The 13,597-nt window shown below is 39.0% G+C and carries 7 protein-coding genes; all 7 read left to right on the top strand.

Annotated features, from left to right (window positions below):
* Positions 1–171 precede the first annotated feature (171 nt).
* The 7 genes from ALGA_RS03820 to ALGA_RS03785 all read left to right on the top strand — a co-directional run bounded on the left by ALGA_RS03820 (position 172) and on the right by ALGA_RS03785 (position 13,564).
* Positions 172–1,476 carry a dihydrolipoamide acetyltransferase family protein gene (locus ALGA_RS03820; RefSeq protein ID WP_096428072.1) on the top strand — a complete coding sequence of 435 codons (1,305 nt, stop codon included), beginning with the start codon at positions 172–174 and terminating at the stop codon, positions 1,474–1,476.
* A 3-nt stretch (positions 1,477–1,479) separates the two neighbouring features.
* The gene (locus ALGA_RS03815; protein WP_231706050.1) at positions 1,480–3,576 is read left to right on the top strand and encodes an alpha-ketoacid dehydrogenase subunit alpha/beta; all 2,097 of its coding nucleotides are present in this window, start codon (positions 1,480–1,482) and stop codon (positions 3,574–3,576) included.
* A gap of 25 nt (positions 3,577–3,601) precedes the next feature.
* Positions 3,602–4,111, top strand: a complete 510-nt coding sequence (locus ALGA_RS03810) for a flavodoxin (RefSeq protein ID WP_096428071.1) — start codon at positions 3,602–3,604, stop codon at positions 4,109–4,111.
* 675 nt (positions 4,112–4,786) lie between these two features.
* Positions 4,787–5,581: a glycyl-radical enzyme activating protein gene (locus tag ALGA_RS03800; protein WP_096428069.1), complete on the top strand. Its 795-nt coding sequence runs from the start codon at positions 4,787–4,789 to the stop codon at positions 5,579–5,581.
* Between the two features lie 129 nt (positions 5,582–5,710).
* Positions 5,711–8,074, top strand: a complete 2,364-nt coding sequence (gene hypD / locus ALGA_RS03795; protein WP_096428068.1) for a trans-4-hydroxy-L-proline dehydratase — start codon at positions 5,711–5,713, stop codon at positions 8,072–8,074.
* A gap of 168 nt (positions 8,075–8,242) precedes the next feature.
* The gene (locus ALGA_RS03790; protein ID WP_096428067.1) at positions 8,243–10,423 is read left to right on the top strand and encodes a S9 family peptidase; all 2,181 of its coding nucleotides are present in this window, start codon (positions 8,243–8,245) and stop codon (positions 10,421–10,423) included.
* Between the two features lie 342 nt (positions 10,424–10,765).
* On the top strand, positions 10,766–13,564 hold the full coding sequence (locus tag ALGA_RS03785; protein WP_096428066.1) for a hypothetical protein: 2,799 nt from the start codon (positions 10,766–10,768) through the stop codon (positions 13,562–13,564).
* The last annotated feature ends 33 nt before the right edge of the window (positions 13,565–13,597 follow it).

Raw genomic sequence — 13,597 nt, 5'->3', positions numbered from 1 at the left:
GGTAACTTCAGAGAGGAATTTTTTTCCTTATCAATGAAATCTATACCATAATAAAAAATTGTAATGTCGAGATAGCAATTATTTTAACTTTAATCAGTCTAAATAAGAATAAATTTTTATATTTGTATAGAAACATTTAAATAAGATTATAAATATTAAACTATAAGTTATATGTCTAGCTTTGAAATCATAATGCCTAAATTGGGCGAGAGCGTACAAGAGGCCACTATCACGAAAATGTTCGTGAAGTTGAATGATCAGGTGGAAGAGGATGATATGCTTTTTGAAATTGCAACCGACAAAGTGGATTCTGAAATTCCTTGTCCGGTAGATGGGAAAGTAGTCAAAATCTTTTTTAAGGAAAACGATGTTGTTCCCGTTGGCGAGGTTGTTGCGATCATTGCCTTGGGCGATGCAGACGATGTGGAAGCACCAGTTCAAGAAAGTGTGAGTGCAAGCGTAGCTGCAAGTGCAATTCAAGAACCTGCAGAAAGTGTAGGTTCCTCCGATATCGAATCCGCTTCAGACCGTTTTTATTCTCCCTTAGTAAAAAGCATTGCGAAAAGTGAAAATATTTCGGTTCAAGAGCTGGAAACTATAACTGGACATGGAACCGAAGGCAGAGTTCAAAAACAAGATGTTTTGGATTATTTGTCCAGCCGTAATGGATCAGCAGTTTCTGCTCCAGAAGTTAAAACTGTTGCTGCACCGACTCCTAGTGCTGCTCCTACAGCTCAAAAGGCAAAAGTTTCTATGTCGATTGGAGCTCAGGATCAGATTGTGGAGATGGATCGTATGAGAAGAATTATTGCCGATCACATGGTGATGTCGAAACAAACTTCTCCGCACGTTACGGCAATGGTTGAAGCCGATGTTACTGATATGGTTAATTGGAGAAACAAAGTAAAAGATGAATTCTTTAAAAAAGAAGGAACTAAAATTACTTATATGCCAATTATCATAGAAGCTGTTTCTAAAGCTTTACGTGACTTCCCTGGTGTAAATGCTTCTGTTGATGGTTATAATGTTATTCTTAGAAAGAATATTAATGTTGGTGTTGCAGTAGCTCTTCCTAGTGGAAATTTAATTGTTCCCGTAATTAAAAATTCGGATCAGAAAAATTTAATTGGTTTGGCAAATGACATGAACCGTTTGGCAAATGCAGCCCGAAACAATAAATTGGGTCCTGATGATATTTCTGGAGGTACATTTACGATTTCTAATTTTGGATCCTTCAAAAATGTAATGGGTACTCCGATTATCAATCAGCCGCAGGTTGCAATTTTAGCTGTTGGAACTATCGAAAAGAAACCTGCTGTAATTGAAACTCCAGCTGGTGATGCAATTGTGGTTCGTCAGAAAATGTTCCTTTCTCTTTCCTACGACCACCGTGTTGTAGATGGAGCTTTGGGTGGAGCATTCTTACGGAAAATTGCAGATTATTTGGAAGAAATTGATAGTAACAGAACATTTTAAATCATGGAAATACTGGAAATTACCTCCGTAGATAGTACTACGAATAAAACTAATAAGATGACTGAAAATAAAAAGTTTAGCATTAAAAGTACATCGAAAGACATGCTTAGTCGTTGGTTTCATCTGATGACTTTAGGTAGAGCATTGGATGAAAAGGCGCCAAATTACTTAAAACAAGCTATTGGATGGTCATACCACGCTCCCTATGCTGGTCATGATGGTATTCAATTGGCAATAGGACAAGTATTCGATCGAAAAGCAGATCATTTATTTCCCTATTACAGAGATATGCTCACCTCCATTTCTGCAGGTTTAACAGCAGAAGAGATCATTCTTAATGGAATATCAAAAGATACAGATGTAGCAGGTGGCGGTCGTCACATGTCGAATCATTTTGCAAAACCAGAATGGAATGTTCACAATGTATCTTCTTGTACAGGTAATCATACTTTGCATGCTGTTGGATTAGCCAGAGCCGTAAAACAATACAAGAGCAAAGGGGTTGTTTTTAGTTCTCAGGGAGAATCTTCGGTGTCCGAAGGGTATGTGTACGAGGCTATAAATGGAGCGACAAATGAGCAACTTCCAGTTGTGTTTGTATTTCAGGATAACGGGTATGGAATTTCTGTTCCAAAGAAGGATCAGACAGCGAACAGAAAAGTGGCTGATAACTTCCGTGGAATGAAGTACCTGAAAATTATTCATTGTAACGGAAAAGATGTTTTTGATTCGATGAATGCGATGACTGAAGCAAAACAAATTGCTTTGGAAACTTCAACTCCGGTAATTGTTCAGGCCAACTGTGTTCGTATGGGGGCGCACTCCAATTCCGATAAGCACGAGTTGTACCGCGATAATGCTGAATTGAATTACGTGACAGAATACGATCCATTGGCGAAATTTCGCAGATTATTGGTTCGATACAAGCGTTTTACTGAAGAGGAATTGTTGGCTATTGAAGCTGAGGTGAAATTGGAAGTTAAAAAAGCTCATAAAGCTTGTTTAAGTGCACCGGATCCCGATCCGGCTTCTATTCACGATTTTGTAATTCCGGAATCCTATGTTTCTGAGAAATATCCCGAAGGATTACATAATTTCACCGGCAACAAAAAAAAGTTGATTGAAGGATTGAATGAAACACTAAAAGCAGAATTTCGTCACAACCCGGATACTTTTATTTGGGGACAGGATATTGCCAATAAAGATAAAGGTGGGATTTTTAATGTTTCCAAAGGGATGCAACAGGAGTTCGGTAAGGAACGTGTATTTAATGCTCCAATTGCCGAAGACTACATTATGGGAACAGCAAATGGAATGAGCCGCTTCAACGATAAGATTAGAATTGTTGTTGAAGGAGCTGAATTTGCCGATTATTTTTGGCCAGCCATGGAGCAGTTTGTTGAAACTACTCACGAATATTGGAGAACAAAAGGACAGTTTTCACCGAATATCACAGTTCGTTTAGCATCTGGTGGATATATTGGTGGAGGATTGTATCACTCTCAGAATATTGAGGGAGCTTTAGCAACTTTCCCAGGTGTTCGTATTGTTTATCCGTCTTACGCGGATGATGCAGCAGGTTTGTTGCGGACAAGTATTCGTTCGAAGGGAATGACAGTATTTATGGAGCCTAAGGCTTTGTATAATGATCCGAAAGCGTCGGCAGCTGTGCCTGAAGATTTTGAAGTTCCATTTGGAAAAGCAAGAGTAAGAAGAGAAGGTGCTGATTTAACGATCATAACTTATGGAAACACAACGCATATGTGTGTTGAGGTTGCTGATAAGTTGGCCGAAGACGCAGGCAAGCAGGTTGAGGTTATTGATCTTCGCTCGCTGGTGCCATTGGATATAGAAACAATTCTGAAATCGGTGGCAAAAACCAATAAAGTAATGGTTGTTCATGAAGACAAAGTTTTCTCAGGATTTGGAGCTGAAATTTCGGCTACAATTACCGAAAAAGCTTTTGATAAATTGGATGCTCCGGTAAAACGTGTTGGTTCTGAATTTACACCTGTTGGTTTTAATCGTATATTGGAAAAAGCAGTTCTTCCAAATAATGATAAAATTTATGCAGCCGCAAAAGAGCTATTAGCGTTTTAAATCTCATCTTCTAAAAAACGAACATATGAAAAAAATAGGTTTATTCTATAGTTTCAATACACATAAGACAGCTAAAAATGCTGAAAAAATAAAAAAGGCTTTTGGAACTTCGGCAGAAGTGGAAAGTGTAAATGTTGAGGAAATTGACGAAGATATTTTCGTAGCCTACGATAATATGATTTTAGGTGTTCCAACTTGGTTTGATGGAGAACTTCCTAATTACTGGGATGAGTTTATGCCAGCAATCGAAGATCTAAAACTAAAAGGCAAAACTGTTGCTTTATTTGGTTTAGGAGATCAGGTCGGATACCCTGAAAATTTTGTAGATGCACTTGGTCTTTTGGCAACAGCCTTGGAAGATCGAGGAGCGAAAGTGATTGGATTGACTTCTCCGGAAGGCTATAAGTTTGAAAAATCTGTAGCTTTACGCGATGGCAAATTTTTAGGTTTGGCTCTTGATATTGAAAATCAGGCAGGTTTGTCTAACGAAAGAATAGAAGCTTGGGTTCAGCAATTAAAAAAAGAGTTTAAATAAGATTCCTTTATTGTAATGTAATATTGTCAAGAGCTTCTTCGAAAGGGGAAGCTCTTTTTTGCGATTTTAATTTTAATGAAAAATAGAATTTAAGCACGAAGGAAAACCGAGTACAAGCCAAAGATACACAATGAATACCGAGCCTGACGGGCTTAAATATCAATAGTCAGGAGTACTTATGGACGATGCAAAACGTCGCAAAGGAAATTGTAAACAAAAGAGTAACAGTTTCTCGCGACGGAATAGGTGGTAAATATCCCCCAGATTACCCCAAACCCCTAAAGGGGCTTAAAAAAACAACAAAACGACAAATGAAGGAGGAAGTCCCCTTTAGGGGATTTAGGGGTAAATACCTGTGGGGAGTATAAGTAAGACAATTACTAATTTGGATTTTTAACTATTCTTTTTAAATTCCAAGGGATTACGTAGAACGATTTTAAATCAGTCACCTAGCTAATTTTCCTTATTTGTAGTTCAAAAAAAAATCATAGATTTATACCGAGCAAGAATGAATTTATGAATAGAATTATTCCCATACTGCATAAACATTCCTACAAAGGACTATATGAATGCTGGATTTGTTGATCCAAGCCTACCTATTTATTGCCCCAATTCTCCTGATGTAATTTCCAATCAGGGCACTATCTACTAGATTTTTTATTTAATATCAGAAATATGAATGGTATCGTGTTTGATATCAAGCGATATGCTGTACATGATGGTCCGGGAATCCGAACCACTATTTTCATGAAAGGCTGTCCGTTGCGCTGTTTGTGGTGTCACAATCCGGAAAGTTTTTCTCCGAAAATCGAAGAATTCAATCAATCTAATAGGTTGGCTGAAAAATTGGTTGAAGAGAAAGTTAATATAGGAAAGGAATACTCTGTCAGGCAATTAATTAAAGAAATTGAGAAGGATCAATTGTTTTTTGATGAATCGGGTGGGGGAGTTACTTTTTCGGGAGGAGAGCCAATGCTTCAAATTGACTTTCTGGACGCCATGCTGAAAGAATGTCGATCAATGGACTTACACACAGTGGTCGATACATCGGGCTTTGCACCAAAAAAGCATTTTGAACGAATAAGTAATGATGTAAATCTCTTTCTATTCGATCTAAAGCATATGGATGATGTAGAGCATCAGAAACTAACTGGAGTTTCGAACAAACAAATACTCGAAAACCTAAAATTTCTGATTGAGAATGGGAAAAATCTGATTATTCGATTTCCTATGATTCCAGGTTTCAACGATTCTAAAACCAATATCATGAAAATGGTATTTTTTTTAACAGACTTAACTTCCCTGTCGGAAATTCATATTTTACCTTATCACCGAATTGGAAGAGATAAGTATGATCGTTTCAACAAAGAGAATAGCATGCCTGATATTCCTTCCTTGAATGAAGAGGATACATTTTGGGCAAAAGAACTTTTTGAGGAGGCAGGATTTAAAATAAACATTGGTGGATGATAAGTATTGAGTTAACAAATATCAGTAAAACATTCTGAAACGAATTCTCCCTTTTAGGGGAGATGTCCGACAGGACAGAGGGGTGTTAGTCACAAATAAATAAACAGAACAATCATAACTTATTGAGCTATGAACAACAGAATAAAACAATTACGCGACCAAAGTATAAATGCCATTAATAGCATTTCACCGGAAAGAGCTTTGTTAATGACTGAATTTTACCAATCCGATGAAGCTCAAATGGTATCTACGCCAGTAAAAAGAGCTTTGTCTTTTAAATACATATTTGCCAACAAGAAAATCTGCATTAACGACAATGAATTGATTGTTGGAGAGCGCGGACCAGCACCAAAATCGTGTCCTACATTTCCCGAAATTTGCATTCACTCTCTGGATGATTTGACGATTTTGAGTGATCGGGAAAAAGTTTCTTTCCAAGTGGATGAGGAAACGAGAAAGGTTTATGAAGAGACGATCATTCCATATTGGAAAGGGAAAACCAATAGAGATAAGTTAATTGGAAACATGACTCCTGAGTGGTTGGATGCTTATGGAGCAGGAATATTTACTGAATTTCAGGAACAAAGAGCTCCAGGACATACTGTTTTGGGAAAAAAGATGTTTCAGAAAGGATTTTTGGAAGTAAAAGATGAAATTCAAAAAGCCATTGATCAATTGGATTTCTTTTCCGATGCTAATGCCTACGAAAAACAGGAAGAGTTAAAAGCGATGGCAATTACTTGCGATGGAATTATTCTCTTTGCAAACCGTCATGCTGAAGAATTGGAGCGATTGGCGAAAATTGAAAAAGACGCAACGCGCAAAGCTGAATTGGAACAAATGGCAGCAGTTTGTCGCAGAGTTCCTGCACATGCGCCTGAAACTTTTCATGAAGCATTGCAACATTACTGGTTCATTCATTTGGGAGTTATCACAGAATTAAACCCTTGGGATTCCTTTAATCCAGGACGATTGGATCAGCATTTACAGCCTTTTTACGTGAAAGAAGTCGTGACGGAGAAATTGTCGAAAGAGGATATGTACGAATTGCTTCAGGCTTTTTGGGTGAAGTTTAATAATCATCCGGCACCACCAAAAATGGGCGTTACTGCCAAAGAAAGTAATACGTACACCGATTTTTGCCTGATTAATATAGGCGGACTAAAAGAAGATGGTTCCGATGCCGTGAACGACATGTCGTACGTGTTGTTGGATGTAATTGAAGAGATGAGGTTGTTGCAACCCAGTTCAATGGTTCAGGTGAGCAAAAAAAGTCCTGATCGATTCCTAAAACGAACGCTTAAAATTTTGAAAACAGGTTTTGGGCAGCCTTCCATTTTTAATACCGATGCTGTTGTTCAGGAAATGCTTCGACAAGGGAAAAGTATTGAAGATGCGCGTAATGGCGGATGCAGTGGTTGTGTGGAAACTGGTGCTTTTGGAACCGAGAATTACTCCCTAAGTGGTTATTTTAATCTCGCCAAGATATTGGAAATTACTCTTAACAATGGTTACGATTCGCGCACAAAAAAACAAATTGGTTTGCAAACAGGTGCTATTACTGATTTTTCCTCTTACGAAGATGTTTTTACAGCTTGGCAAAAACAAGTGAACTACTTTGCGGATATTAAGATTCGGGGAAATAACGTGATTGAACGCTTGTATGCCAATTATCTGCCGGTACCATTTCTTTCGGTTTTGGTAGCGGATTGCATCTCAAACGGACAGGATTACAATGCCGGCGGAGCGCGCTATAATACCAGTTACGTTCAGGGTGTTGGATTGGGGAGTTTAGCAGATATGTTCAGTGCCATTAAATATCAGGTTTTCGATCAGAAGAGAATTTCGTTAGAACAACTGAAATGCGCTATGGATCAGGATTTTGTAAATCACGATCAGTTGCGTAGCGATTTGGTTTACGACACACCAAAATATGGGAACGATGAGGCTTATGCGGATGATGAGGCAATTGCCATTTTCGAGACTTTTTACTCAGCAATAAACGGGCGTCCTTCTTCAAAAGGTGGCGTTTTCAGAATTAATATGTTGCCTACTACTTGTCACGTGTATTTTGGAAATGTAATGGGCGCTTCCGCGGATGGTCGTTTGGCTGGGAAACCACTTTCCGAAGGGATTTCTCCTTTTCAGGGAGCGGATACAAAAGGACCGACAGCAGTGGTGAAATCAGCATCTAAAATTGATCATTTGCGAACAGGAGGAACACTGCTGAATCAGAAGTTTAGTCCTTCGTTTATGGATAATGAGGCTGGAATTACTCAGGTGATGAATTTAGTTCGTTCCTATTTCCGCATGGATGGGCATCACATTCAGTTTAATGTGGTAAGTGTGGATACTTTAAAGGCTGCTCAAAAGAGTCCGGAAAATTATAAAGATTTAATTGTTCGTGTAGCCGGGTATAGTGATTATTTCAATGATTTGGGAGAAGATTTACAAAACGAAATCATTCAGCGTAACGAGCACAAAGATTTTTAATAATTAAATGTGTATAGGTAAAATGAATACCTCTTTCTATCTCTCTTCTGAAGGAGAGGAGAAAACAGCTTCGGAATAATATGATTTATATTTGTTTTCTAATCCTTTAGGAGAGGGCTGGGGGCGAGGTTTTAAGAACTAATTGCATCATACTCAAACTAGCAAACAATGAAAAGGCTAACACTAATCTTATTTGCTCTGCTAAGCCTAACTATAGTGAAGGCGCAAAAGAGTTTCACGCTCGAGGATATCACCACCAAAGGAACCTTTAGGGCTCGTTCCGTCTATGGATTACGTTCCATGAATAGTGGGGAATCCTATACGGTTTTAAAACAGGGAATTCGAATTGAAGAATATGCCTATGCAACCGGCGGTAAGGAGGACGATATTTTCGATTTAGCAGAAGTTGGAATCGATAAAATTAAAAGTATCGATTCGTATCAGTTTTCTTCCGACGAGCGGAAAATTCTCATTGCCAGCAATCGTCAAAATATTTATCGTCATTCTTATTCAGCCGAATTTTACGTGTACGATCGTGATAAAAAGACTTTGAAGGCTTTGTCGACAGGAAGACAGCAATTGGCTAATTTTTCACCTTCCGGCGATCAGATTTGTTTTTTTAGAGACAACAATCTCTTCTTGAAAGATCTTCAGAAGAAGAAAGAGACTCAGATTACATTCGATGGAAAATACAATCACATTATTAACGGAGCGCCGGATTGGGTTTATGAGGAAGAGTTTTCCTTCAGTCAGGCCTACCAATGGTCGCCCGATGGCAGGCGAATTGCCTTTATGCGTTTTGATGAGAGCAGGGTGAAACAGTTTAATATGACTGTTTTTAAGGGAACGAATCCCGAGAAAATAGAGAATGCCTTGTATCCTGAAAATTATACATTTAAATACCCAAAAGCCGGAGAGGATAATTCAATTGTGAGTGTTCATGTGTATAATTTGCAATTGAAAGCAACACAAAAAATGGATATTGGAGAGGAAACCGATCAGTACATTCCAAGAATGCAATGGACTCAGAATCCAAAGGTGTTAAGTATTGTTCGAATGAATCGACATCAGAATCATTATGAGCTTTTGTTGGCTGATGCAGAAAGCGGAAAATCTAGATTATTGTACGAAGAGAAGAATGCAGCATGGATTGATATCAACGATGATTTGAGTTTTTTGAAAGACGGAAAGCATTTTATTTTTACCAGTGAAAAATCAGGATTTAATCATATTTACTTGTACGATTTGAATGGAAATCCGGTCAGGCAAATAACCAATGGCAATTGGGAAGTGACTAGATTTTTAGGTTATGATGAGGCTAAAAAACTGTTCTATTATCAAGCTGCAACAATTTCTCCACTGCAACGCGAAATTTATACTGTAGGTATCAAAGGAAAGAAAACCGTTTTGCTTAGCGCAGATAAGGGAAGTAATACAGCAAATTTCAGCAAAGGATTCAAATACTACATTAACGATTTTTCGAGTAACGACCAGCCTACTTTGGTGACTTTGCACAATGCAAAAGGAAAATTGATTCGCACGTTGGAGGAGAACAAAGATTTGCAGAAAAGAATGCAGGAGTTTAAATTGCCAAAGCGTGAATTTTTCACTTTTACTACATCTGAAGGTGTTGAACTAAATGCCTGGATGATGAAACCAGTTAATTTCGATAGCACTAAAGAATATCCTGCATTGTTGACTTTTTACGGAGGACCTGGCGCACAGGAAGTCTTGGATCGTTACCAGTTCAATTGGTTCGATTATTTGGCACAAGAAGGATTTGTAGTGGTTTGTGTTGATAATCGGGGAACAGGTGGGAGAGGAGAAAAGTTTAAGAAGTGTACTTACATGCAACTTCAGAATCTGGAGGCTCTCGACTTGATTGAAACAGGAAAGTACATGGCGAAACAACCTTTTATTGTTGCTGATAAAATTGGTGTCTATGGTTGGAGTTTTGGCGGACAAATGTCTTCTTTGTGCATGTTTCGCGGTGCAGATGTGTTTGCTGCAGGAATAGCTGTTGCACCAGTAACTACCTATCGCTACTACGATAGTATATATTCTGAAAGATACTTGCGCACACCTCATGAAAATGCGAAGGGATACGATGAATATGCACCTATTTACTTCGCAGATCAATTAAAAGGTAAGTTCTTATTGGTTCACGGAACATCTGATGACAATGTGCACATGCAGAATACTTTGGAGTTGGCAGAAGAATTGGTACAACACAACAAAAAGTTCCAAATGCATTTGTACACCAATCGAAATCACGGTATTTATGGTGGACAAACCCGTTTACACCTGTTTGGCATGATGACTGATTTTTTAAAGGAGAATCTTAAGTAAGAAGGAGAACGTGTGATGTGCAAACGTGTTTCTTACCACAAAGGAAAACGAAGTGTCGCACAAAGAACACAAGCCTGAATGGCTCATATTTATAGCCCGTGGCATCGCCACGGGTTAATTTTATCATGTAAATCTGTCGCATGAGATTGTGTTGATTTGGGAGTTTAAGATTCCTGCGACGGAATTGTACCTCAACCCGGCACGGGAACCAAAAGGAGAAAAGGAAAAGAATTGGTGGCGTAAAGGTATAAAAACGACTAGCAACTAAGTTTTTTTTTATTTCGTTTGAATAGTCAGTAACTTACAGAGAGTGTAAGTGAGCTAGTTACTAATCAGTTCGATATGGATGATTTTTACCTCCCCAAAATGAAACGGTTCATTGTAGCAATTATCTGTCTGTTGGGTATTCTCAGCAGTACTGGTCTTTTTGCTCAGGAAGACGATGTTTGTATGATGTGCCACGACGATCCTTATCTCACAAAGGAAGTGAATGGTAAAGCTCAATCTGTCTGGGTTGATCTGCCCATAATAACGAATTCAATTCACGGGAAGGTAACCTGTATTGAATGTCATCCCGAAGCAGCAGTTGAGGACTGGCCCCATCCTGAAACTATGCAACCAGTAAATTGCGGGAATTGTCACGAGCAGGCCGCTGATAAGTACAATAGGGGTATTCATGGCAAAGCACATCGGAAACAGGCCAGGTATGCGCCTGATTGCAAGGAGTGTCATGGAAAGCATGATATTCTTTCTCACACCAATATTAATTCCCGAACCTATAAAATGAATATTCCCGTGTTGTGTGGTAGATGTCATCGCGAAGGTGCACCGGTTGCACGAACCTATCAAATAACCGAGCACAATATTTTAGAAAATTACAGTCAAAGTATTCATGGCAAAGGATTGTACAAGAGTGGCCTGATTGTTACAGCTACCTGTAACGATTGTCATGGAAATCATTTGATATTGCCCCATACCAATCGGCTTTCAAGCATTTCCCTTAAAAATATCGCAGCTACCTGCATGAAATGTCATGCCCGAATAGAGCAGGTGCATACTAAGGTAATCAATGAGCAACTATGGGAAAAAAAACCGGGAGCTATTCCTGCCTGCACAGATTGTCATCCACCACATATTGTAAATATCCAGAATATTGTTGAAAGCATTTCCGATCGTTCTTGTCTGGTGTGTCACGAAAAAAAGGATGTTCATAAAATTGTTGAAGGGGATACCATATCTCTTCAGGTTGATGTGAATCATCTTACAAATTGGGCTCATAACAACATCACCTGCGTAAAATGTCACTCTGATGTATCCGCAAAAAAATATCGCCCTTGCGAAACAGCAGGTAAAGTGGATTGTTCCGGTTGTCATGCTGAAATTTCTGAGATCTACATGGCGAGTGGGCATGGGGCAGCTTATTTAGAGGGAAAAGAATCCGCACCCTATTGCACCGATTGTCACGGAACTCATATCGTAAAAGCTAAAACGGATGAAACTTCGCCTGTTTACCGGCTTTCCATTCCCAAACTTTGTGGCGGTTGTCATAAGGAAAATGGTCGGGCAATTCAGCAAACAGTTCTAAAAGAAGTGGATGCGTACCACGATTACTCGATGAGTGTTCATGGTAGAAGCATGACCCAAAAAGGACTGATTTCGAGTGCTGTGTGCATCGATTGCCATACTGCCCATTTCATGCTGAAAGACAGTGACGAGAGGTCTTCGGTTTATCCGCAAAATATCCCCACGACTTGTGGCAATTGTCACAAGGGAATTTACAATGAATACATCCGCAGCGATCATTCAATTGCAAAAAACAATGATGGGCAAAAATTCCCTACCTGTACGGCCTGTCATTCGGCTCACCTTATTTCCGAAATCGACAAAGATGAGTTTATGAATGAAATAACCCATCAGTGTGGTCTCTGTCACAAACATTTGTCTGAAAGCTATATGGATACCTATCATGGAAAAGCCTATCAACTGGGTTATTTAAAAGCAGCGCGATGTTCCGATTGTCACGGGGCTCATTCCAATATGAATGTGAAGGATCCGAACTCAGCGGTTGGCTACGACAATATTGTGGCTACCTGTCAGAAATGTCACGAGGATGCAAACATGCGGTTTACCGGATTTTTAACTCACGCAACACATCACAACCGCGATAAATACCCAGTTTTGTATTTCACTTTTTGGGGAATGTCATCGCTGTTGATCGCTGTGTTCGGTTTTTTTGGTTTGCACACTCTTTTATGGTTGCCCCGATCCTTGCGTGAACGAAGGCGGAAGAATCTTAAACCTCATTTTGGCAAGGTTGTTTATATCCGACGATTTACCGATAGCCAGCGAATTACCCATGTGTTTGTTATTTTAAGTTTTGTGATATTGGCCCTAACAGGTATGATGCTTAAGTTTGCAAATATGCAATGGGCCAGACATTTGGTCGACTTATTGGGAGGTGTCGAAATGGCAGGTGCATTGCATCGTTTGGGTGCGGTAGTCACTTTTGGATATTTTGTATTTCACCTTTTTTCGCTTATCAAAAGCAAGAGGAAAATGGGTTTTGGATGGTCGCAATTTATATTTGGCAAACATTCTCTACTCTTTAACCGACAAGATGCTAAAGATTTTTGGGCAAGTATGAAGTGGTTCGTGGGAAGAGGAGAGCGACCAAATTACGGACGATGGACTTATTGGGAGAAATTCGATTATCTGGCCGTGTTTTGGGGTGTGGCCATTATCGGTTTTACCGGATTAGTGTTATGGTTTCCCGAGATGTTTACTAAGTTTATGCCTGGCTGGCTGATTAATGTGGCTCAAATCATTCATAGCGATGAAGCCTTGCTGGCAGTTGGTTTTATTTTTACTATCCACTTTTTCAATACTCATTTTCGTCCGGAATCTTTTCCCATGGATACTGTAATTTTTACAGGTCATGTGCTGTTGGAAGAATATAAGGCCGACAGACCCAGAGATTATGAAGAATTGGAAAAATCGGGCAAGTTGGATGAACTTGTTGTAGAAATGGAGATCCCTAAGGAAAAAAGGCGTATCGTGAAAGTATTTGGTTTTGTTTTTCTTTTCGTAGGATTCCTTTTAATCGCTTTAATTATCTATTCCTTGCTTTTTGGATCCAGTTAAACGCTCTTTTTTAAAAATGGAATAAGAATCAAT

The sequence above is a fragment of the Labilibaculum antarcticum genome, from assembly GCF_002356295.1.
Classification (GTDB): domain Bacteria; phylum Bacteroidota; class Bacteroidia; order Bacteroidales; family Marinifilaceae; genus Labilibaculum; species Labilibaculum antarcticum.
This window is presented reverse-complemented; position numbering and strand designations above follow the sequence as displayed.